Genomic DNA, 21899 nt, shown 5'->3' with positions numbered 1-21899 from the left:
CCCAAACGCCCAGCGGCAAGATCCAGCGTTTCCTGCTGCGACGTTCAGCTTCAAGCCTCTAGCCGCCATCCCAAAACGGAGAAACCATGTTCCAAGACGCCCCGCAGCGAGCGGAGCCGTACCGCAAGTTCGAGCGAGAGACGCCACGCTGGTTCAGCGACGCCAAACTCGGCATCTTCGTTCATTGGGGACCCTTCTCGGTGCCCGCGTGGGCGGAGCCGATCGGCGCGTCCGGCACGATGGACCTGGCGCACTTCTTCAAGCACAACCCCTACGCCGAGTGGTACCACAACACCATCCGCGTGCCCGGCAGCCCCGCGGCCGAACACCACCGCGACGTGCACGGCGGCGCGCCCTACGACGACTTCCTCGACCAATGGACGGCCAAGAACTTCGACGCCGGGGAGTTCATGGCACTCATCGCCGCCACTGGCGCCGGCTACGTCGTGCCGACGGCCAAGCACCACGACGGCGTCACCCTGTGGGAGGCGCCCGGCACGGGCGAACGCAACACGGTGCATCGCGGTCCGCGCCGAGATCTCATCGGTGAGTTCGGTACGGCGGCGCGCGCGGCCGGCATGCGGTTCGGCGTGTACTACTCCGGCGGACTCGACTGGCACTTCAGCCACAGCCCGCCCATCACCGACGAGACCTCCTTCGCCGCGCGCCCGATCGACCGGGCCTACGCCGACTATGCCTACGATCATGTGTCCGCCCTGATCGCCCGCTACCGGCCGGACGTGCTCTGGGGCGACATCGAATGGCCGGACGCCGGCAAGCCCGAGGGACCCAAAAGCCTCGTGCGCCTGTTCGAAGCCTTCTACGCCGCTGCCCCGGACGGTGTCGTCAACGACCGGTGGGGCGAGACCCACTGGGACTTCCGTACGAGCGAGTATCAGCACGGGCGCGCCATCGAGGGCGCGGGCATGTGGGAGAACACGCGCGGCACCGGCTACTCCTTCGGCTACAACCAGCAGGAGGACGAGAGCCATTGCCTGAGCGGCCCCGAAGCGATCCGGCACTTCGTCGACGTCGTCTCGCGCGGCGGCAACCTGCTGCTCAACGTCGGGCTGACGCAGGACGGAACCGTACCCACCCTGCAACGCAGAACCCTCACCGAGCTCGCCACGTGGAACGCGGTCAACGGTCCATCGGTGTTCGGATCGACCCCCGTCACCGGCGACATCGCCAAACCCGCCGCCGAGCCCTGGGTGCGTTGGACGCGAACCGGCCGGCAGGTCCACGCCTTCATCTCGACCACCGCATCCGCCGTGACACTCGAGACAGATCCTGCCCGCATCGACGCGGGATCGGCCCGTTTCACCGGCGGTATGCCAGCATCGGCGCAGGTGGCCGACAAGGGTGTCATCCTCACCATGCCGGTCAACCCTGCCGCCACCCCGCTCCAGGTGACGTTCGACCTTCGTTCCGTATAAAGAGGGGGAGACAGCATGTCAGGCGCCAAGCCGCCGCTCATCGCCCGCATCATCTGGAAGATCCCGCTGCTGGCCGGGCCCCGGCTGGCCACGGCCACGGCCGAGCAGCTGACCAAGCAACAGCAGAAGACGCGCGCCAAGAGCGGCCGCATGACAGCCATGACCCACCAGCGCGTGATCGACGGGCCAGGCGGCCCGATCACTCTGCGCATCCACACACCCACCTCCGGGAACGGTGCCATGGTGGTGCACTTCCACGGCGGCGGCTGGGTGTCGGGCAGCCCGCGAGAGGCGGACTTCATCTGCTCGACCATCGCGGAAGGGACTGGGGCGATCGTGGTGTCGGTCGACTATCGCCTGGCACCCGCACATCCCTACCCCGCCGGCCTTGAGGACTGCTACGCCGCGCTCGTCTGGGTGAGCGAGAACGCGGCCGCGCTCGGCGGCGACGCCGCACGCATCGCCGTGGCCGGTGAGAGCGCGGGAGGCAACCTGGCCGCCGGCGTGACCCTGCTCGCGCGAGATCGTCGCGGCCCGGCGATCCGTCACCAAGCCCTGCTCTATCCCGCCACAGACGCCACCATGTCGGCGCCGTCGCATCGCGTCAACGCCAACGCCCCCTGGCTCACTGCGGCCGGTGTCCGCAACGCCTACCACCACTACCTGCCCCCCGGCATCAACCGCACGGACCCAGGGGTTTCGCCCCTTCACGCGACCGACCACAGAGGACTGCCGCTCGCGGCGATCGTCGTAGCCGGCCACGATCCGCTCCACGACGACGGCGTCTGGTACGCCGAGCGCCTGCGGCAAGCCGGAGTCCCGGTCGACCTGTTCGACTATCCCCGGATGGTGCACGGCTTCGCCAACGTGCCCGGCCTGTTCTCCGACACCGCCCTCGCCCTGGCAGAACTCACCAAGGCGCAGCGCCGTCATCTGCCAAGCGAGCAGGCGCCCTCCTCCCCGCACCGTCCCCCCGCCTCCACATAGCACGAACAACAACAGACGGGGCCGGGCAACGTCCCTCGGCTGATCGGGAGTTTCCCCATCCGGCCGCAGCCGTTCCAGCTGCTCACCACAGAGAACGGGTTCGCCAACCCCCACCAGCCGCCATGTAAGCGCCAGAACCGGCACGAACACTGGCGGCAGAGATCGTCGATCATCCTAGAGCTGGAATAGTCGCAGGTCAGAGGCAGGTTCGCTGGATTCTCGGCCCAAGCTACCGGCACCCCGAAGACGCCGCCGACGCCCTCGTCGACACGCGCGCTGGAAGGCGGCCCGACATGATCGCGATGGTGCGCCCCGGTCCCGGCTCCCGCACCCGCGCGCTGCTGCGCGACCTGTACGGCCCGGGCAAGAGCCGCTACGAGCGGCAAACCAAACCGCACCTCATCGCCGCCTGGGACTCCTTCGAGCCCGACCCCGCCACCGGCGTCTCCACCCTCGACATGCTGGCCGCCCACCTCGACCTGCCGGTGTACGTCACGCCGTACCCCGCTGCGCCGGCATGTGTGGCACTGCACCACGCTCACCGCCCGCACCGACCGGCCTCTGGCCGACGTCGAATGGGCCCACGTCGCCGTGCTCCTCCTGGACGCCGCCGGCATCGCGCCCCTCGGCGACGTCGAAGCCTGCCGATGGATCGCGCTCCGGCACGCCCGTGACCACATCCACCTCGTGGCCACCCTCGCCCGCCAAGACGGCCGACGCCCGAACCTGCGCGGCAACTACTACCGGATCCGCGACACCTGCGACCAGATCGAAAACGAACTCGGCCTCAGCCCTACTCAGCGAGTCCGGTAGTGGATCCGCAATCACCGACAGCGACGCTTCCACTGTCATCATCACCTGACGCGCGCACCGTCATCCGATGTCGTTTCCCACTGACATCTCGTGACGCCCAACACTCTGGTGGGGGCTCCTGTACCTACAGCGGACTGTCATCGGTGTCGTGTCCCACAGACATCTCGTGAGCTCCATGCTGAACTCCACCCGATCCTGATCATGAGCTGCCGAAGCCCAGTGGGTTCCGTCGTGAAGACGTTCATTCACGCTGAAGCCACTGGGGTCCGACAGGGACCGTAAGAACAACAAAAAACACCGGCTCTGGCCCGTAATCGGTGGTGGCGTTGAGTGATCTTTAATGCAGCAAGATGCGGTGGCGCAGAAGGTCGAAGCCGGCGCGGCCGTGCATCTCGCGCATGATCCTCTTCGTGCGGGTGTTGACGCCTTCGGTCCGGCCGTTGTGGTGCGGCAGGGTGAGAGCGGCGCTCACGGCGTCGCGGTCGAGCGCGAGGCCGTTGTCGAAGCCATGCAGATAGGGCAGGTCAGCGGCGCGGAGGGTGGTGATCCAGACGGTGAGCTTGGCGTCATTGCCGTCGGCCGGGGTGAGGAGTGCGGCGAAGTCGCGGACCAGGCGGGTGAGTGTGGTCGGTTCGGGACAGGCGGCGGTGAGTTCCTGCAGTAGTTGGGTGTCGCTGTCGCGTCGCCGGTCGGGGTGGGTGAGCAGGAGCCGGGCCAGGTGCCGCGGGGTGGTGACGGGTCGATCTCCTTCGGCTCGGCCTTGGGTGATGTAGCGGTAGAGCAGGTTTTGGCTGCCGGTGGAGCCGAGTTCCTTGATCTCGCGGAAGAGCTGCTGGACTGCCATGGCGGGGTCAGTGGCGCGCCGTGCTCGCAGGTGATCGCGGTAAGGATCGACGAGCGTGGGCCGGTAGCGCGGAGCGCGCCGTAAGGCGTCGGGTCGCGGGTGCGGGCGTAGCGCTTGACGGTGTTGAGGGACAGGTTCAGCCGGCGGGCGCACTCCAGCAGGCCGACGCCCTTGTCCAACAGGTCACCATAGGCGCCCGACTTGCCTCACCATAGGCGCCCGACCCATCGCGGCACACGATCTCGACCCCGGGATGGGAACGTAGCCAGGCCTCCAAGGCGTCGGCACCGCGGCTGGGCAGGACGTCGATGCGCTCGCCGGTCTCGGCGTCGGTCAGGACGGTGGCATAACGGTGGCGGCGCTTGAGCGCGAAGTCATCGACACCCAGCACACGCGGGGTCCGCAGCGATGGCAGTGGCAGCCGCATGAGCAGCCGCAATGCCCTGGATCTGGAGACCGTGACGCCAGGACCGCCGAAAGCCGAGCGCCCGCCCGCCCGCCCGCCCGCCCGGCCAGCTCGGTGACCACGGCGCCCAGCTGGCCGGTGAGCCTGCTGGTGCGACGATGGTAGCGCTCCAGCAGCCCGGGAACCTGTTCACGAAACGTCTGCCGAGCACATTCCCCTGCTGGGCAGAGCAGACACCGTCCTCGTACCGAAACCACCACCCGCCGACCGTCGACCGGGACGTCGGCCACGGTCCGGCTGTAGTAGCCGTGCACCCGGCCGGTCAGCGTCCCGCACACCGGGCACGGCACCGGCTTATCTCGAGTACGGGTCATGACCCGAATGAGATTGTTCTCGTCCTTCACACCCTCGATGACCAGGGCAGATAGGCCTGCAAACACCACATCCGTAAGATCGCTGATCTTCAGCACGGCTCACCCTGGCAGGTGATCACCCAACACCACCACCGATTACGGGCCAGAGCCGTTACCTAGACAGTCCCATATAAGATAACGATCTTCATCTCTGGCTGCTGTGGGATCTGAGCGCCAGGGGGATGATCTGTGCCCGTAGGGCATCCTGTTGCGGTGATGAACAGCGCTGCGACCACGCATGTGCGTGTGGTGTTCGAGCTTGAGCAGGACGAGAACGGATGGCCGCCAGCCGGGTCTGAGCGTTTGTGGGCTGTCCCCGCTGGTCCAGGTCTGGTAAGGCTGGACAACATCCCCTTCTTCGCCCGCGGAGTCGCTTGCGGCGATGTGGTGCGCGTCGAAGCGGACGCTGAGGGCACCGTTTGGGCGAAGGAAGTCGTGGAGTTCTCCGGTAACTGCACGATCCGGGTGGTCCCAGACCGTGACGGCGACCTCGAGGGTGACCTGAACACTGTCCTCAATCTGTTCGCGCCGCTGGGCGTTGAGGGGGAAGGGCTTGAGCGGTTCGGCCTGGTGGCGCTGAACATTCCTCCCGCAGCGGATCTTGCTGGAGCGAAGCGGCTCCTCGTGGAGGGGCAGGACGGTTGGTGGGATTATGAGGAGGGTTGTGTTACCGAGGTGTGGCGCGTTCTCGATCCCGGCTGAGTGTCGCTGGTCCTGCGCGATGGTTTTCATGATCCGCCTCCTGGGAGGGTGGCTCGCAGATCGGTGAGTGAAACAAAGGCGCTGTCGGCGCCGAGTTGGTTGGGGGTGGGACCGGCAGGTGTGGGCACGTCGGCGAGGCGGTCGACGAGTGCTGCGACCGCCGTCCGCGGTAAGACGCTGACCGGCCGCACCATGGTCATCCACGGCGGCCAGGTGCTGTCCACCTACACCCACGTCTCCGACCAGTGGTCGACGTACGGCGCGGGAGGCGCACTTCGTCCTGGACGACTTCCTCGGCAACGCCACCGATCTGCCGATCACCGAGCACGCGACCGACAACCACGGCGCCACCCTGATCAACTTCGCGTTGTTCGACCTGGCCGGCAAGGCGCTCACCCCGCGCGTGCGCGACCTGTCCCTGGTCACGCTGGTGCGCGACACCCCGACCGAGATCGCCAAACGCTATCCGCTCGCCGGGCCGCTGCTGGGCGCCCGCTGGAATGAGGACCTGGTGGCCGCCTGCTGGCCGGACCTGCTGCGCATGGCCGGCTCGCTGAAGTACGGCCAGGCCACCGCCTCCCTCATCGTCGGCACGTGGTCGGCTGCCTCCCGGCAGAACACCCTGACCGCTGCCCTGAAGGAGTGGGGCATGCTGCGCAGGACCGTCCACCTGGCCAAATACCTGTCGGACCCGGCGTTCAGGAGGAAGATCTCCCGGCAGCTGAACAAGGGCGAGAGCCTGCACGCACTGCGCCGCGACCTGCACTACGCCCAGCAGGGCACCATCACCCGGCCACACCTGGAACAACAGAGCGAGCAGGCCTGGTGCCTGACCCTGCTGACCAACTCCGTCGCGGCTTGGACCAACGAGTACTATCCGCTGGCGGTGGTGGAACTTCGAGCCCAGGGCCGGGACGTTCCTGATGAACTGCTATCGCACATCTCGCCCGGCCACAGCGACAACATCAACTTCTTCGGCGTCATCCACGTCGACGTCAAGGCGGAGCTCGACACCGGAGGGTGGCGCCCCTTGCGGCCGGCGCAGCTTCGTCAGCTTGGGCTGGTGCCCTGAGCCAGATGTCGAGTGAGGACCTCGCGGGAGCCCGCCCCGCGTAGGTGTGTCGATACGGCGACCGCTTGGCGATGACGGGTGGGCCTTTCCGGCTTGGGCCGTGCGCCGGATGCCAAGGCCCCGATTTTGTCTACGCAGTGCGTGCCCGTTCACGCGTCCATGACGTTCTTCAGCTGCCTGCGTGAGGTGACGTCGAGCTTTCTGAACACCTTGCGCAGGTGGTACTCCACGGTGCTCGCGCTGATGAACAACTCGGCGGCGATCTCCTGGTTGGTGGCGCCAGCGGCGGCCAGTTGCGCCACCCGCAGTTCCTGCGGGGTCAGGGTGCGGACGGTGCTGGGATCGCGGGTCCGGGCGTGCTCCCCGGTGGCGGCCAGCTCGATGCGGGCTCGCTCGGCGAAGGCGGCCGCTCCCATGCCGGCGAACAGCTCATGGGCTGCCCGCAGTTGCTGCCTGGCCTCGCTTCGACGGTGACGGCGGCGTAGCCACTCGCCGTAGAGCAGGTGAGTGCGGGCGCGCTCGGGAGCCAGCGGCGTGGCGGCCAGAAGCTCGTGCGCACGCAGATAGAGTTGTTCGTCGCCGGTGACCAGCGCCTGGCCGCGGGCAAGCAGGCCCAGCGCCCAGGGGGTGGCGCTCGCTTCGGCGCGCTCGCTCAGCCGTACCAGAGCGCGCTGCGCCGTGTCGAGGTCGTCGTTGCGCACCGCGGCCTCCACCAGGTCCGGCAGCACGCCGCCGCCGTAGTGGGGAGGGTCGCTGGCGTAGACGATCTCGGCGGCTGCCTGGGCTTGGGCGTAGCGGCGGTGGCCGAGTTCCAGCAGCACCAGCGCGGTCCGCGCGAATTGCACCTGCAGCCCGCCCGGCTGTTCGGACTCGGGCCCGGCCTGCACCGCCACGGCGGCCAGGGTCTTTTCGCGATCGCCGCGCCAGGCGTGCAGCATGACGTCGCTCGTGCCCGCGAAACGCAGGTCGGCGCCGATCGCTGCGGCGATGTCCATGAACTCCGCGAAGTGCGCCTCGGCGGCGGCGAACCGGCCGCACAGCAGGGCGTGCGTGGCTGAACCGTGAGCTCCCGCCTGGAGCATCCGCAGAGCTCCTTGCCGACGGGCCGCGGCGGAGAAGCGGAGGGAGCCGGCGCCGAGGGCGTCGACGTCCCACAGGTCCAGGGCCAGGACCGCGCCGAGCAGGAACCAGCGGGAGGCGTCGCTGTGCTCTCCAGCCGCCTGCATGGCGCCCAGCCCCTGCCTCATCAACGGCACCGCCTCGGCGTAGCCGACCGAGATCAGCGTGGCGTGCGCGGCCAGCAGCAGGCCGCCGACGCCGGGCTCATTGGGCTCATCCGGTACGGCGCGCGGGGCCGCCAGTGCCGCTTGCGCCACCTGTTTCGCGCTCATGCCCGGGCCGATCCTGGCCACCACGATCGCCGCATCCATGGCCTCCAGCAGGGTCTCCTGCCCGGCGCGGGGATCCAGTTCGCCGAGCGTCTGGGCAGCCTGGAGCAGCAGCGTCACAGCGCCCTGGCGGCCCAGCATGACGTTGAGGAAGCCGCGCAACCGCATCGCGAAAGCGTCCAGGAACGGCACACCCAGGTTCGGGGTGAGCAGGTCCAGAAGCTCTTCCGCCCGGTGCGGAGCACCGGCCGTCAGGGCCGCGCCGCAGGCCGCGAGCAGCCGTCCGTTGCGCTGCGGGCCGGGCGGGGTCAGCTCGGCGGCGCGCCGCAGGAAGGCTGCCTGGGCCAGGTGGCCGCCGCGTTCGCGGGCCCGATCGGCTCCGGCCTCCAGCCGGGTGGCGACCTCCTCGTCTGGGCCGTCGGCCGCGGCGGCCAGGTGCCAGGCGTGGCGGTCCGCGTCGCCTACCGGGTCGGTGGCCTCGGCCAGCACCGCGTGGACCTGCCTGCGTCTGGAGGAGGTGGCTCCGCCGTACACCGCCGAGCGGATCAGTGGATGCCGGAAACGGGCTCCGTCCGTCAGCAGATCGGCTTCTTCGGCGCGTTCGAGGGCGGTGCCGACCTCGGCCGGGGAGGCGGAGGCCAGGCGTGCCATGGCCCGCCGTAAAAGGGCCGGGTCGCTGGTGGCGTCCGCGGCGGCGACCAGCAGGACCTGCTGGGTCAGCGTGTCGAGGCCGACGACCTGGCGCAGGAAGCGTTCCTTCAACCTGCCATCCAGCGACGGCGGCTGGCCGAACGCCGGTTCGGCGGCCTCTCCTCTGGTCAGGCTGCGGCCCAGTTCGAGGATCGCCAGCGGGTTGCCGTCGGTTTCCGCCACGCGCTGAGCGGCGACCACGCGGTCGACCTCGGTGCTCAAGCTCGCCTGCAGCAGCGCGAGTGCCTCATCGCCGGGCAGGCCGGTCAGCCTCAGCTCCGCTAGCCCGGTCAGGCTGTCCAGGGCGGTGTCGTGGTCGCGGACGCCGAACAGCATGACGATGGAGTCGGCGTGCAGGCGGCGGGCGATGAAGGCGAGCACCTCCAGCGATTCGCGGTCCATCCACTGGGCGTCGTCGCAGACGGCCAGCACCGGCTTGGTCGCGGCGGCCTCCGCGAGCAGGGTCAATGCGGCGAGCCCGACCAGGAAGCGGTCGGGCGGGGCGGCGCGCAGCAGGCCGAACGCGGTCTCCAGCGCGTCGCGCTGCGGCCCGGGCAAACGCCCGCGCAGGCCGAGGAAGGGCAGCAGGAGGCGGTGCAGCCCGGCGAATCCGAGTTCCTGCTCGGCCTCGACGCCCGCCGTGCGGCCCACCTGCAGGTCGGTGGCGGTCGTGGTGGCGTAGTCGAGCAAGGCGCTCTTGCCGATGCCCGCCGGTCCGCTGATGACCACAGTCCCGCTCAAACCCGCCCTGGCCCTGGTCAGCAGGCCGTCGGGCTCAGCGGTTTCGGCCTTCCTGCCGTGCAGAACCATGGCTGAAGACTAAGGGATCACCCCGTCACTGGGGTTTTCCAAGGATTCGACCGATCCTGTCCACGGTGGATGGTTCTGGCATGAGCAAACCCGTACTGGAGAGCGCGGCGCAGGCCTTCGCCGACGCGACCGCGAACCCGCCCTACCTGTTCCAGCTCCCCGTCGAGGACGGCCGCAAGGCCGTCGACGAGGCCCAGACGCCGGAAATCGACGTTCCCGGCACCACCCGCGAGACGGCGGGCAATCTGACGATCTTCCGTCCGGCCGACGCCGCTGGACCGTTGCCGGTGATCCTCTACATCCACGGGGCCGGCTGGGTCTTCGGCAACGACCACACCCACGGCCGCCTGGCGCGGGAACTGGCGCTGGGGGTCGGCGCGGCCGTGGTGTTCGTCAACTACGACCGTGCGCCCGAGGCCCCCTACCCGGCCGCGATCCACCAGAACCTGGCCGCCGCCCGCTGGGTCGTCCAGCACGGCGCCACCTTCGGGCTCGACCCCTCGCGGATGGCGGTCGCCGGGGACTCGGTCGGCGGCAACATGAGCGCCGCCCTCACCCTGCAGGTCAAGGGCGAGATCCCGCTGAGGGCGCAGGTGCTGTTCTACCCCGTCACCGACGCGAGCTTCGACACCGACTCCTACCACCAGTTCACCACCGGCTACTTCCTGCGCCGCGACGGCATGCAGTGGTTCTGGGACCAATACACCACCGATCCCGCCCAGCGAGCCGAGATCACCGCCTCGCCGCTGCGCGCCACCACCGCGGACCTGGCCGGGCTGCCGCCCGCGCTGGTCATCACCGCCGAAGCCGACGTCCTGCGCGATGAGGGTGAGGCCTACGCCGACAAACTCCGCGAAGCGGGAGTCCCGGTCATCGCGGTCCGCTACCAGGGCATCATCCACGACTTCGTCATGCTCAACGCCCTGCGCGCCACCCACGCCGCCCAGGCCGCCATCACCCAGGCCATCACCTTCCTCAAGGGAGCCCTGTCATGAGCCACGATCTGCAGCTCATCCAGCACGCCAACACCACCGGCAAGATCCCCGTCGTCTTCGTGCACGGCCTGTGGCTGCTGCCCTCCAGCTGGGACCGGTGGGCTCAGGTCTTCGACGAGGCCGGCTTCGCACCCGTCACCCCCGGCTGGCCCGACGACCCGCACACCGTCGCCGAGGCCAAGCAGCACCCCGAAGTGTTCGCGGACAAGAGCGTCGGCCAGGTCGCCGACCACTTCGCCGACCTCATCGGCAAGCTGGAACGCAGGCCGGTCGTCATCGGTCACTCCTTCGGCGGACTGCTCACCCAGATCCTCGCTGGACGCGGCCTCGCCTGCGCGTCCGTGGCGATCGACCCGGCCCCCTTCCAGGGCGTGCTGCCGCTGCCGTTCTCCTCCCTGCGAGCCGCGGCCCCGGTCTTGACCAACCCGGTCAACATCCACCGCGCGGTACCGCTGACCTACGACCAGTTCCGCTACGCCTTCGCCAACGCCGTCAGCGAGGAAGAGGCCCGCGAGCTGTACGACACCTTCTCGGTCCCGGCACCGGGCGCGCCGCTGTTCCAAGCCGCCGTGGCCAACTTCAACCCGTGGAGTGAGACCAAGGTCGACAGCACCACCGCCGACCGGGGCCCGCTGCTGATCATTTCCGGGGAGAAGGACCACACCGTCCCCTGGGCCATCGCCAACGCCTCCTACGGCAAGCAGGCCCGCAACACCCACCACGTCACCGAGATCATCGAGATAAAGGGACGCGGCCACTCCCTGACCATCGACGGCGGCTGGCGTGAAGTCTGTGACACCGCGCTGTCGTTCGTCCGGCGCTTCATCTGATCAGGAGCCGTCTGCCATGATCCGCAAGGTCGTCGCCGCGCTCGCGGCCGCCTTACTGGCACAATTCAGCCCGTAATCGGTCGTGTCGATCATCTGACCTGGCCGTTGCTGATAGCCGAGAGCGCCCCGCCGAGCACGTGCAGGCCCTGCGGCTGCAGCGCGAGCTGGCCTCAGAACGGAAACAGCTGGCGCCCCCGAATGCCGGGGAACGGATCGTGCTGCATCCGCGTCTGGTCTTGTGCGGGGCCCGGGAGATGGCGGCCGAACAGGCCGAGGAGCGGTGTGTGCGGCAGCTGCTGGAGTTCGCCTCCTGGTGGGCCGACGTCGCCGCCCAGGCCGTCGTGTCCGCGCTGGCCGGCACGGCGCTGTCCTTGGGCAGGCTGGTGGCCAGCCCGCCGAGCGGGAACATGCCCGCCGACACGCAGGCCCGCCTGACGCCCTTGCCCCAGCGTGAGCGCGAGCTCGCCGAGATGGCCGTGAGCATGCACGCGTACCAGCCCCCGGATACGGCGAGAGTGGGCGGGGAGGCGTTCGCCGAGCGGCTGGGCCTGTCGGTCCACTTCGGCGATGACGGCGAGCCGGCCCTCATCGAGAGCTACTGGCCGGAGGCCCGCCGGCGTCGGCTGTGGCACGGCACCTGGCTCGCCTACGAGACGCCGCTGCTGCCGTCATGGTTCGGCTCGACGCCGAGGCCACCGCCCTGCTGAAGGTCGGCGATGAGATGCCCGCTCTGCTCATCGGCCACGCCCGCACCCTGACCCACCACCTGCCGCACCTGCGACAGGCCTGACAAGCCCGCTCGCCCCGGCATTTCCGTACTTTCCAGACACCCCTACGCGCGTGCGCGGCAGGACCCGGGTCGGCACGCTCAGTCGAAGAGCTGGCTGACCCAGACTTTGACCCGCCCGCCATAGCTGTCGACGACCAGGTATCAGTCGTCGTCGTAGGGCACCTCCAACTCGACGGGGCTGGCGTCGTAGAAGCCGCCGTAGTACTCGTAGGCGTCCTGGTCGAGGTATGCCTGGTACTCCTCGGCGTCCATCAGGCACACCCGGCAGGACGAGCCGCGCAGTTCCACCTCGAAGCGGGCGCCGAACGCGACCGATCCGAGGTCCCAGTACAGGTGCTGCATACCTCATTGGTAACCCGGACACGCCAGGGACCGAAAGCCGGCCGCAGGACGTTGACGCGCATCGACGGGCCAGAGGTCGACCCGGGCGGCTGGCCTGGTGACCGGTGGAGAGAACGAGCTCGCCGAGCTGACCGCCCGCACCACACGGCCGGCGACCCGGATCGCCGGAGCCGGGCCGTGAGCCTGACGTCGACGTCCTATCGCGCGGCGGTCGGCCAGGTCTGACGGATATCCCACTCCTCGATCACCGTGCGCAGGTCGCTGGCCACCTCAGGGTCGGCGCTCCGGGCCTGCGCCACGTGGCGCAGGTACTCCTGGGCCCCTTGCAGCATCCCCGACCAGGGGCTGATCAAGACTGCGGCGACATGCGTGGCGGGCGTGCCGATGTGGCTCCAGGCGTCGTGGTCGCGGCTCGTGGGTCTGGGCGTGCCGTCGTAGTCGCGGGCGGGGATGTGCCCCGGCATGAAGCGATCGCCCTGGCCTCGGCACTGCCAGGAGGTGTTCACGGCGCACCCGCAGGCCAGCGTGCCCTTCATCCGCGGGAAGCGGCGCTGCCACTCGGCGTTCAGAGGGTAGACGTCGGAGGCCAGCGGGATGAACTTGCCGCACAGGCAGCAGGTGAGACGGTATTTCGGGCGGGACACGGGCAACCTCCAGACGAAGGGGAAGGCCCCATGCTGTCAGCGAGGCGGCGCTGGCGACGGGTGACGCGCCCGCGATGAGTTCACCTCGCTGAAAGCCGCTGACCTGCAGTGACACACGTGGAAAGACGTGAAGCGGAAATGTGAGTATGTAGAGCCAGATGAACCCACCCCGGCCTACGCCGGCCCCCACCGCCGCACAACAGCCCGCCCCCGCCGACACCGTCGGTACCGACCGGGAGGCGGACCCGCCGGACCGGCTGCAGCGGCCGACGATGACCGTCCGGCAGGCGGCCGCCGTGCTCGGCATCGACCCCTCCGCCGCCTACGACGCCATCGCCCGCGGCGAGCTGCCCGCGCTGCGCGTCGGCCGCAAGATCCTCATCCCAACCGAGCCGATCCGGGCATGCTCGGCATCACCACGGCGGCCGCGGACGTGGAGACGTGATGCGCGACGTCGTCCAGCCCGGCCCGCAGCAGGCCCTGCCCAGCCCGCTGCCCGGCGGCTCCATCGTCCTTGCGGCGGCGGTGTCCGAGCACCACCAGATCCCGCGCGCCCTGCTCTACGACCCCGAGCTCAGCTGTTCCTCGGTCTCACTTGACACCGGATGTCGGTCTCGTTCGACACCGGCATCGATGGGCGTGCCGGGTGTCGATGTGCGTCAACACCTGGGGCAACGCGCCAATACCAGCTCTGGCTTATATAAGCCTAACCTGGTATATTTCGGGTCGTGCATGCGTTCGACATTCTCGGCGACCCCGTGCGCCGGCGCATTCTGGAGCTGCTCGCCGAGGGTGAGCAGACTTCTGGGGCGATCACGGACGTGATCCGGGCTGAGTTCGCACTGTCCCAGCCGGCTGTTTCCCAGCATCTTCGCGTTCTGCGTGAGAACGGGTTCGCGTGGGTCCGGGCACAGGGGGCTCGCCGGTTCTATGCCGTCGACCCGACGTCGCTCAGCGAGGTTGACGTGTGGTTGGACCGGTTTCGGGGGTTGTGGGATCAGCGGCTCGATGCCCTGGGCACTGAGTTGGCCCGAGGCAGGCGTGCATCCCGGTCCCGGGCCGGCCGGCAGCCCGATGCGCGCACCAACGTCGGCAAGGCCGATCCGCCAGTGAAAGGAACATGACATGAAGGACGTGCTGGACGAACTAACCGCTGCGCGCCGGACGATGGGAACAGCGGTTCTGCCCGCCGGCGACGCGTACACGATGCAGTTGCGGCGTCGCTACGACGCGCCGGTCGACGACGTGTGGAACGCCATCACCGACCCTGAGCGGCTGGGCCGTTGGTTGAAGTCGGTCACCGGAGACCTGCGGCTCGGCGGATCGTTCGAGTTGGACGGCGGTGAGCACGGGGAGATCCTCCGGTGCGAGCCGCCGCGTCTGCTGCGGGTGTCCTGGCTCTTCGGGCCGGAAGCCGACGAGTGGCCGGGCACGAGCGAGGTCGAGGTGCGCCTGTCCCCGGGCCCTGCCGGGGACACCGAGCTTGAACTGGTTCATGCGGCGGCCGTCGGGGAGCCCATGTTCCCGACCTACGGCCCCGGTGCCGGCGGTGTGGGCTGGGACCTGCATCTCCTCACCCTGGCCCGGTTCCTGGCAGACGGCGAGACCCTCGATCACGAGGAGTTCCAGACCTCACCCACGGGGCGCGAGTTCGTGCGGCGCAGCGCTGCGGCATGGGGCGAAGCTCACCTGGCAGCCGGTGGCGATCCGGATCAGGTGGCGGCCGCCGTCAAGGCCACCACCGCGTTCTACGCCCCCTAAGCCCGCCACGACGTCGAACGCGCCGCCTGGAGGCCCGTTACGGCCCCGAGCCCGAGGATCCTGACGGCGACGTCGAGGCTGCGAACCGGTGACCGCAGCACGCTCATTCCCGGGGCGACCCGGATGCGGAGCTGTCATCGTGGCGAGGACGGATCCGTCCTCGCCACGTGGACACCGCGTGGACACCTCCGGGAGTCGCTGCGCGGCCTGCCTACGACCTGACCCAGCCGGGTCAGGCCCTGGCCTTTCTGGGCGAGGCCCGGCACACCCGTTTCGTGCCTTCCGGGTCCGGGATGCACCAGCTGCAGCGGCTGATCAACATTCACGACCTGACCAACCCCCGGCGGAGCGCGGACTCCCACCAACCGAGCGGCGATCAGGCGCTGGCCGCGCTGACCCTGCTGGCCGTGCTGCGCGACTGGCTGGCCGAGGCCGAGCCGGACCTGATCGAGGCCGCCGGCGCGGCCGGCGTCACCTGGGCCCAGCTCGCGCCGGTGCTGCGAGTCGGCGACTGCCCGCGCGAAGAGACACCGAATCTCTCCGGCGCGCCGGCGGCACGCGAATGTTGAACGGACACTGTACGGCCCCGGGTCGGCGGTCAGAAGACCACCCCGAAGATCGCGCCCGTTTCGCCAAGGGAGTGGGAGCTGCAGCGGGCCGGGTGGGTGCGCAGAGGCCCGCAGCTCCTGCCCTTCCACCGTGGCACCATCGACCTGATCCCCGCACCCGTTCGGCCACATCGGCACAATTTCGCCGGACCTTCCGGTTTCCTTCCGCCTGCGGCGGCGGGCGCCTTCGCAGTCGGCGGCAGGCCGGGCTTCAGGGGTGCGGCGGGAGGTTACAGGTCGCGGGCCGCGATCAGCTGGGCGCGGGTGTAGCTCGGCTTCGAGTACGGCCTCATCAGCATGACCCCGCCCGCGCAACGGTAGGTCACTCGAGGTCGTCGATGTCCAGTCGCGGTGGACGGAGCAGTGCAGGTCGCGCCCGGTGAGCAGTGCCGCGCCCGGGTCAGGACCAGAGGTCGGTTTTCAGGGCGGCGGCGCGGAGGGCGGCGGCGAGGCGGGCGGCGGGTTCCGGGAGCGTGCGGGGGAGGTGGGCGAGCAGGATCCGTCGTTGTTCGGCCGGGCCGCCCCGGACGGGAAGGACGCGCACTCCTGGAGGCATCGCGGGGGCGAGGGCGGCGGGGACGGTGGTGATGCCGCACTCAGCGGCGACGAGGTGGAGTTTGGCGAGCCAGTCGCGGGCGGTGTGCGCGATGTGGGGGCGTTCGTCCAGGCCGGGCCAGATGCCCATCACGCGTTCCTGGCCGGTGCCGGCGATCCAGCGTTGGCCGTGCAGGTCGGCGATATCGATCGCCTCGCCGCGGGCGAGCGGGTGGGTTTCGGGCACGGCGATGCGCAGGCCGCGTTCGGTGAGCGTGCGCAGGACCAGGGCAGGGGTCTCGTTGTCGGGTGGGCGGAATGGCGGGGCGGAGGCCAGCAGCGCCAGATCGATGGTGCCGGCGCGCAGTGCGCGGACCAGGGCGGGGGTGCTGCCTTCGCGGGTGGTCACGGTGATGGCGGGGTGGGTGTGGCGTAGGGCGGTCAGTGCGGTGGGCAGTAGCCAGGCGCCGGCGCTGGTGAACCAGCCGAGCCGGACGGTGGCGTGTTCGTCGGGCAGCCCGGCCAGTTCGCGAGCGGTGGCGTCGAGCTGGTCGATGACGGTGGCGGCGCGGCGAAGGACGATCTGTCCGGCGGGGGTCAGCCGCACGCCGTCGTGGCGGCGGTGCAGCAGCGGTGTTCCGGCCGCGCGTTCCAGCGAGGCGATCTGGCGGGACACCGCGGACTGGGTGTAGCCGAGCGCGGTGGCCGCCGCGGTGAGCGTGCCGCGCTCGGCCACCTCGCGGAACACCCGCAGCGCGGTGAGTGAGGCATCGGTGAAGGCCATGACATTTACACATAGCAGACGTGACATATTTTCGTTGGTGGAATGGGTCCGGCGGCTCCTAGCCTGGGCGTATGAGCTTGATACGAACTCCTTACGGATTCGCCAGCACGGCGGCCGAGGTCGCCGCGGGCATCGATCTGGCGGGGCGTCGCGCCGTGGTGACCGGGGCGTCCTCGGGCATCGGCGTCGAGACGGGGCGGGCACTGGCCGCCGCCGGCGCCGAGGTCACACTGGCCGTACGCGACACGGGCGCGGGGCAGCGCGTCGCCGCCGGCATCACGGCCTCCACCGGGAATGCGGCCGTGCGGGTGGCGGCGCTGGATCTGGCCGACCCGGCGTCGGTCGCGGCGTTCACCACGTCCTGGGACGGGCCGTTGCACATTCTGGTCAACAACGCCGGCGTGATGGCCTGCCCCGGGCAGTACACCCCGCAGGGCTGGGAGCTGCAGTTCGCCACCAACCATCTGGGGCACTTCGCGCTGGCCACCGGCTTGCACGCGGCGCTGGCGGCCGACGGCGCGGCGCGCGTCGTGGTGGTCAGTTCCACCGGTCACCAGACGTCTCCGGTGGTGTTCGACGATGTGAACTTCGCCTTCCGCCCCTACGACCCGTGGCTGGCCTACGGGCAGTCCAAGACGGCCAACGTGTTGTTCGCGGTCGAGGCGACCCGCCGCTGGGCCGGTGACGGGATCACCGCGAACGCGTTGATGCCCGGCGCGATCTACACGGGCCTGCAGCGCCACACCGGCGGCCGTGGGAGCGGCCGCGTCCCACCGGAGCTGATCAAGACCGTGGAGCAGGGCGCGGCCACCTCCGTGCTGCTGGCGACCTCGCCGCTGCTGGAGGGCGTCGGCGGCCGGTACTTCGTCGACTGCAACCAGACCCCGACCATCGACCGCCGCGGCGAAGCGCCGCCCCTGCACGGCGTGGCCCGCTACGCCCTGGACCCCGGCGGCGCCCGGCGGCTGTGGGAGTTGTCGCAGGCCCTGCTCGCCAACACCGCGCTCGCTCAGGTCCTGGCGGCGTCATGACCGTCACACCGAAAGTCGCCCTGATCACGGGCGCCACCCAGGGACTCGGCCTGGCGTTGGCCGAAGGGCTGACGCAACACCTGTCCCCGCGAGACACGGTCTACCTGACCGGACGGGATCTGGACCGTGTCACCCGCGCCGTGGACGCGGCGCCGGGCGGCGGCGCACGGGTGCGCGGTGAGCTGCTCGACGTCGCCGACCCGAATGCGGCCGACCGGCTCGCCGACCGGCTGCGGGACCGGCACGGCGGCGTGGACGCGGTGTTCGGCAACGCCGTCATGCGGGTGGGGCCCGATGACGATCCGCGCAAGATCGTCACCGAGTACGCCGAGGTCAACAACTTCGGCACGACCCGGGTGCTGCGGGCGTTCGCGCCGCTGCTGCGCGACGGCGGGCGGCTCATCGTCGTGGCCAGTTCGCTGGGCACGCTGCACTACCTGGCGCCGGTGCTGCACGACCGCTTCGACGGCCTGGCATCGCTGGAGGAGGTGGACGAGCAGGTCGCAGCATGGCGGGACGCCGTCGCCGACGGGTCCGCCCGCGGCGGCGCCTGGCCGGGCTTCGTCAACATCCCCTCCAAGATCGGTCAGGTCGCCGCCGTCCGCGCCCTCGCCCATCAGCGCCGCGAGCAGGACGTCGTACGGGGCATCCTGCTGGCCGCTGTCTGCCCCGGCATGATGAACACCCCCACCTCCGGCATGTGGTGGGACGTGAGTGATGCCCCCAGCCCCGCCGACGCCGCCGTCCCCCTCCTCCACCTCGCCCTGGGCCCCGTCGATCCAGACCACTACGGGCAGCTCGTCCGCAACGGCGACGTCCTGCCCTGGAAGCCCGGTGAGTGACGCGGGCCGCGATTGGACTTGTCAGTCCATTTGTGTCGCGTGACATAGAGGCGACCACCGATCAGGAAGGCATGACGATGCAGGCGATAGTTGTGGAGCAGCTCGGCGGGCCGGAGGAACTGCGGATCGCCCAGCGGCCGGATCCGCGCCCAGGCCCGGGCGAGATCAGCGTCCAGGTCGGCGCGGCCGGGGTGAACTTCATGGACACCGGCGCACGGCGGCTCGGCCCCGCGGTGGGCCAGGTGCCGTTCGTGCCCGGCGTGGAGGGTGCCGGCCGCATCAGCGCGCTCGGCGACGGCGTGAGCGAATTCGCCGTCGGCGACCGGGTCGCCTGGGTGTACGCCTACGGCTCCTACGCCGAGCAGGTGCTGATGCCGGCTGCCAGCGCCGTGCCCATCCCGGACGATGTGACCGACGAGGTCGCGGCGGGCATCATGATGCAGGGCATCACCGCCCACCACTTCACCACGGAGGCCGCACCCGTGGAACCGGGGCAGACGACCCTGGTCCACGCGGCCGCCGGCGGACTCGGGCAAAAGCTGACCCAGCTCATCAAGGCACGCGGGGGCACGGTCATCGGCCTGGCCTCCACCCAGGCCAAGGCCGACATCGCCCGGCAGGCGGGAGCCGACCACGTGCTGGTCTCCACTGGCAGCGCCTTCGTGCAGCCGGTCCTGGACCTCACCGGAGGACAGGGCGTGCACACCGTGTTCGACGGCGGAGGCGAGACCACCTTCCGGGCCTCGATGCAGGTCCTGCGCAGACACGGCACCCTGCTCTACTACGGAGCCGTCATCGGCGACCCACCGGTGGTGAACATGCGCGAGCTGCCCAACAGCATCAAGATCTGCTATCCGGTGTTCCGCGACCACATTCCCACCCGCGACAAGCTTCTGGCCCACAGTGCCGAGCTCTTCGAACTGGTCAGCCAGGGCCGGCTCCGCGTCGAGATCGGCGGACGCTACCCGCTCAAGGATGCCGCCCAGGCCCACCGCGACATCGAATCGCGCGCGACCACCGGCAAACTCCTGCTCCTGCCTTGAGCCGCCCTCCTCGGCGCCGCATGCCCCTGCCGGCCACAACCACCACTATCGAGTGTTCAGGAAGAGTGTCGAAGCCATGACCACGCAGACGACGTCCACCGGAGGCGACCGCTCCGTCGAGGAGCGACTGCGCCACCTCACCGACCGGATCGAGATCCAGGACCTGGTGACCCGCTACGGGCTGGGCCAGGACCTGCACCAGAACGGTGACAATGACGTGCTGGCCGAATGGGACCAGGTGTTCGCGCCCGAGGCCACCGTGGACTACTCGGTCACCGGCGCGCCCCTTCGCGGCGTGACCTACAAAGAACTCGCCCAGGCCATGCGCGGACCGGGCGGATCCATGAGCGGCATCGACCACTGGCAGCACTTCGAAGGTGTGCCCACCGTGCACATCGACGGCGACACCGCGACAGCCCGCACCCCGCACATCCACACCCACCAAGGCCGCAGCGGTCAGGCAGGCTGGAACCTCATCCAGACCGGCTTCTTCCTCGACCGGCTCGAACGCCGCCCCGAAGGCTGGCGCATCGTCCACCGCCGGCTCGAGATCCTCTGGATGGACACCTTCCCCACCATCGACCACACGATCGACCCCGGTTGACCGGGCCTCACCCGAACGTTTCAGGAGAGCGCGTGATGTTCACCATGCTGACGGTGATCCGTAAGCGGGCCGAGGTGTCGACCGAGGAGTTCCGGCGTTTCATGGAACTGGAGTACGGCCCGACCTATGTGGCGCTGCCGCAGACCCGGGAGTACATCCAGTACTTCCTCGCCGACGCGGCCACCGACGGCGCCGACGAGCCGATCGACGCCATCGTCAAAATCAGCTTCGATTCGCAGGACGACATGCGCCAGGCCCTGCAATCCCCGAGCTACCACAGAGCCTGCGAACTCCGTAAGGCCTACCTGCGCGAGACGTCCGCCGGCATCCATCCGGCCATCGTCGAACACACGGCAACCCTGCTCTGACCGGCCCGACCGAAATCACCCGAAAACGACTTCCGCGCCGATACCTGGACCACCGTACTCACCGCGCGGGCGGCTGGATCAACTCGATGAGGTTGTCCTCCGGGTCCTTGACGTAGGCGAATCGAGAGCCCGGCCGCACGGCGTCGGCCGGCGGCCACACCTCGCGGCCGCCGGCCGCCACGATGGCCGCGAACGCGGTGTCCAGGTCGCGGACCGAGACCGCCCAGTGGCCGAACCCCAGCGTGCTCGCGGCGTCCAACGGGTCGGTGTGGGCGCGGCTACGAGTGGCGCCGGCCCGTTCGATCAGCTCCAGCCGCACGCCGGAACGCGATTGCAGCACCACGGTGCGCACGGCCGGCTCGTCGAGCTGGTACTCCTCGACGATCTCGTGCAGGCCGAGCGCGTGCTGATACCAGGCGAGCTGCGCGTCGAGATCCGCCACGGACAGGCTGGTGTGATGCACGTCCAGCCCCAGGTCGACATCGGACATGATGACCTCCACTCCAAAGGTTAATGACACTAACCAGGTAAGTGGCACTAACCTTAGCTCCATGTCAGCGGACATCAAGAGGTCGAGCGGCCGCCACCACGGCGACCTGCGCCACGCACTGGAGAAGGCCGCCCTGGAACTCCTGAACACCAAGGGAATCGGCGGATTCACCATGGCCGAGGCCAGCCGCCGCGCCGGGGTCAGCGTGGCCGCGCCGTACAAGCACTACCCCGACCGCGACGCGCTGCTGGCCGCACTGGCGGTGCGCGCATACACCCAACAACGCGAGCGCTACCGCATCGCCATGGCCGAGCACACCGACCCCGGCGCCCAACTGGCAGCGTTCGCCACCGCCTACGTCCAGTTCGCCGCCGACCATCCAGCTCTGTTTGAACTCATGTTCGCCGCCGGATTGGACAAGGCCCGCTTCCCCGAACTCGCTGCGGCCGGCCAGGCACTGTTCACCGAACTGTCTGCGCCGGCCCGAGCCCTGTGCGGCGATGAGCACCGGGCGCGTCGACTGATTCTGGCCATCGCGGCCAGCGCCCACGGCCACGCGGTGTTCCTCGCCCAAGGCGTGCTGGACGACCTGCCGGACCCGCTCGATGCAGCCAGACGAGAGGCGGCCATTACCGCCTCGGCGCTGATCGCACGGCATACCGACTGATCAAA

General features: G+C 69.6%; 22 protein-coding genes and 3 pseudogenes. 18 read left to right on the top strand and 7 right to left on the bottom strand.

Going from position 1 to position 21899, the window contains the following annotated elements:
• The first annotated feature begins 86 nt into the window (after window positions 1-86).
• The 3 genes from HNR40_RS34470 (at window position 87) to HNR40_RS34460 (ending at window position 3236) form a co-directional block, all read left to right on the top strand.
• The gene (locus HNR40_RS34470; protein WP_184968853.1) at window positions 87-1436 is read left to right on the top strand and encodes an alpha-L-fucosidase; all 1350 of its coding nucleotides are present in this window, start codon (window positions 87-89) and stop codon (window positions 1434-1436) included.
• Between the two features lie 15 nt (window positions 1437-1451).
• A complete protein-coding gene (locus HNR40_RS34465) occupies window positions 1452-2423 on the top strand; it encodes an alpha/beta hydrolase (protein WP_184968852.1) in 972 nt (323 codons plus the stop codon).
• A 519-nt stretch (window positions 2424-2942) separates the two neighbouring features.
• Entirely contained in the window at window positions 2943-3236 is a 294-nt protein-coding gene (locus tag HNR40_RS34460; protein WP_184968851.1) for a hypothetical protein, read from the top strand.
• 337 nt (window positions 3237-3573) lie between these two features.
• On the opposite strand, the pseudogene HNR40_RS34455 reads toward HNR40_RS34460, so the two are convergent.
• Window positions 3574-4956: pseudogene (locus tag HNR40_RS34455) on the bottom strand (ISL3 family transposase).
• 159 nt (window positions 4957-5115) lie between these two features.
• On the opposite strand from HNR40_RS34455, the gene HNR40_RS34450 reads away from it, so the two are divergent.
• Both HNR40_RS34450 and HNR40_RS34445 read left to right on the top strand, forming a co-directional pair.
• Window positions 5116-5601 carry a DUF4265 domain-containing protein gene (locus HNR40_RS34450; protein WP_184968983.1) on the top strand — a complete coding sequence of 162 codons (486 nt, stop codon included), beginning with the start codon at window positions 5116-5118 and terminating at the stop codon, window positions 5599-5601.
• A gap of 268 nt (window positions 5602-5869) precedes the next feature.
• Window positions 5870-6673 (top strand): annotated as a pseudogene (locus HNR40_RS34445) (Tn3 family transposase); the annotation flags it as partial.
• Between the two features lie 149 nt (window positions 6674-6822).
• Here the strand turns inward: HNR40_RS34445 and HNR40_RS34440 are convergent.
• Window positions 6823-9561: a helix-turn-helix transcriptional regulator gene (locus tag HNR40_RS34440; RefSeq protein ID WP_184968850.1), complete on the bottom strand. Its 2739-nt coding sequence runs from the start codon at window positions 9559-9561 to the stop codon at window positions 6823-6825.
• 80 nt (window positions 9562-9641) lie between these two features.
• Between HNR40_RS34440 and HNR40_RS34435 the strand changes: the two genes are divergently transcribed.
• From HNR40_RS34435 to HNR40_RS34425, 3 genes are all read left to right on the top strand, one after another.
• The gene (locus HNR40_RS34435; protein ID WP_184968849.1) at window positions 9642-10556 is read left to right on the top strand and encodes an alpha/beta hydrolase; all 915 of its coding nucleotides are present in this window, start codon (window positions 9642-9644) and stop codon (window positions 10554-10556) included.
• Window positions 10553-11386, top strand: coding sequence for an alpha/beta hydrolase (locus tag HNR40_RS34430; RefSeq protein ID WP_184968847.1), 834 nt, complete (start codon window positions 10553-10555; stop codon window positions 11384-11386). The genes HNR40_RS34435 and HNR40_RS34430 overlap by 4 nt, the downstream gene beginning before the upstream one ends.
• Before the next feature lie 215 nt (window positions 11387-11601).
• A complete protein-coding gene (locus tag HNR40_RS34425) occupies window positions 11602-12093 on the top strand; it encodes a hypothetical protein (RefSeq protein ID WP_184968845.1) in 492 nt (163 codons plus the stop codon).
• Window positions 12094-12317: 224 nt separating this feature from the next.
• Here HNR40_RS34425 and HNR40_RS34420 read toward each other — a convergent pair whose 3' ends face one another.
• Window positions 12318-12518 carry a DUF1883 domain-containing protein gene (locus tag HNR40_RS34420; RefSeq protein WP_184968843.1) on the bottom strand — a complete coding sequence of 67 codons (201 nt, stop codon included), beginning with the start codon at window positions 12516-12518 and terminating at the stop codon, window positions 12318-12320.
• Between the two features lie 197 nt (window positions 12519-12715).
• On the bottom strand, window positions 12716-13162 hold the full coding sequence (locus tag HNR40_RS34415; RefSeq protein ID WP_184968841.1) for a hypothetical protein: 447 nt from the start codon (window positions 13160-13162) through the stop codon (window positions 12716-12718).
• A 158-nt stretch (window positions 13163-13320) separates the two neighbouring features.
• Between HNR40_RS34415 and HNR40_RS57915 the strand changes: the two are divergent.
• A pseudogene (locus HNR40_RS57915) lies at window positions 13321-13497 on the top strand (hypothetical protein); the annotation flags it as partial.
• A 43-nt stretch (window positions 13498-13540) separates the two neighbouring features.
• Here the strand turns inward: HNR40_RS57915 and HNR40_RS55230 are convergent.
• Window positions 13541-13699, bottom strand: coding sequence for a hypothetical protein (locus tag HNR40_RS55230; protein WP_184968997.1), 159 nt, complete (start codon window positions 13697-13699; stop codon window positions 13541-13543).
• A gap of 191 nt (window positions 13700-13890) precedes the next feature.
• Here HNR40_RS55230 and HNR40_RS34400 point away from each other — a divergent pair, with 191 nt between their 5' ends.
• From HNR40_RS34400 to HNR40_RS34390, 3 genes are all read left to right on the top strand, one after another.
• On the top strand, window positions 13891-14286 hold the full coding sequence (locus tag HNR40_RS34400) for an ArsR/SmtB family transcription factor (protein WP_184968839.1): 396 nt from the start codon (window positions 13891-13893) through the stop codon (window positions 14284-14286).
• 1 nt (window position 14287) lies between these two features.
• Window positions 14288-14923 carry an SRPBCC family protein gene (locus HNR40_RS34395; protein WP_184968837.1) on the top strand — a complete coding sequence of 212 codons (636 nt, stop codon included), beginning with the start codon at window positions 14288-14290 and terminating at the stop codon, window positions 14921-14923.
• 167 nt (window positions 14924-15090) lie between these two features.
• Entirely contained in the window at window positions 15091-15492 is a 402-nt protein-coding gene (locus HNR40_RS34390) for a hypothetical protein (protein ID WP_184968835.1), read from the top strand.
• Between the two features lie 439 nt (window positions 15493-15931).
• On the opposite strand, the gene HNR40_RS34385 is transcribed toward HNR40_RS34390, so the two are convergent.
• On the bottom strand, window positions 15932-16849 hold the full coding sequence (locus HNR40_RS34385; protein WP_184968833.1) for a LysR family transcriptional regulator: 918 nt from the start codon (window positions 16847-16849) through the stop codon (window positions 15932-15934).
• 71 nt (window positions 16850-16920) lie between these two features.
• On the opposite strand from HNR40_RS34385, the gene HNR40_RS34380 reads away from it, so the two are divergent.
• The 5 genes from HNR40_RS34380 (at window position 16921) to HNR40_RS34360 (ending at window position 20737) form a co-directional block, all read left to right on the top strand.
• Window positions 16921-17880, top strand: a complete 960-nt coding sequence (locus tag HNR40_RS34380) for an SDR family NAD(P)-dependent oxidoreductase (RefSeq protein ID WP_184968831.1) — start codon at window positions 16921-16923, stop codon at window positions 17878-17880.
• Window positions 17877-18722, top strand: coding sequence for an SDR family NAD(P)-dependent oxidoreductase (locus tag HNR40_RS34375; RefSeq protein WP_184968828.1), 846 nt, complete (start codon window positions 17877-17879; stop codon window positions 18720-18722). The genes HNR40_RS34380 and HNR40_RS34375 overlap by 4 nt, the downstream gene beginning before the upstream one ends.
• A gap of 77 nt (window positions 18723-18799) precedes the next feature.
• On the top strand, window positions 18800-19765 hold the full coding sequence (locus HNR40_RS34370) for a quinone oxidoreductase family protein (RefSeq protein WP_184968826.1): 966 nt from the start codon (window positions 18800-18802) through the stop codon (window positions 19763-19765).
• A 76-nt stretch (window positions 19766-19841) separates the two neighbouring features.
• The gene (locus HNR40_RS34365; protein WP_184968824.1) at window positions 19842-20369 is read left to right on the top strand and encodes a nuclear transport factor 2 family protein; all 528 of its coding nucleotides are present in this window, start codon (window positions 19842-19844) and stop codon (window positions 20367-20369) included.
• A 35-nt stretch (window positions 20370-20404) separates the two neighbouring features.
• Window positions 20405-20737 (top strand): EthD domain-containing protein, encoded by a 333-nt coding sequence (locus tag HNR40_RS34360; RefSeq protein ID WP_184968979.1) that lies wholly within the window; start codon window positions 20405-20407, stop codon window positions 20735-20737.
• A gap of 58 nt (window positions 20738-20795) precedes the next feature.
• On the opposite strand, the gene HNR40_RS34355 is transcribed toward HNR40_RS34360, so the two are convergent.
• Window positions 20796-21227, bottom strand: a complete 432-nt coding sequence (locus tag HNR40_RS34355) for a VOC family protein (RefSeq protein ID WP_184968822.1) — start codon at window positions 21225-21227, stop codon at window positions 20796-20798.
• A gap of 61 nt (window positions 21228-21288) precedes the next feature.
• Here HNR40_RS34355 and HNR40_RS34350 point away from each other — a divergent pair, with 61 nt between their 5' ends.
• Window positions 21289-21894 carry a TetR/AcrR family transcriptional regulator gene (locus HNR40_RS34350; RefSeq protein WP_184968820.1) on the top strand — a complete coding sequence of 202 codons (606 nt, stop codon included), beginning with the start codon at window positions 21289-21291 and terminating at the stop codon, window positions 21892-21894.
• The last annotated feature ends 5 nt before the right edge of the window (window positions 21895-21899 follow it).

The organism is Nonomuraea endophytica (genome assembly GCF_014203235.1).
GTDB classification, from domain to species: domain Bacteria; phylum Actinomycetota; class Actinomycetes; order Streptosporangiales; family Streptosporangiaceae; genus Nonomuraea; species Nonomuraea endophytica.
This window is presented reverse-complemented; position numbering and strand designations above follow the sequence as displayed.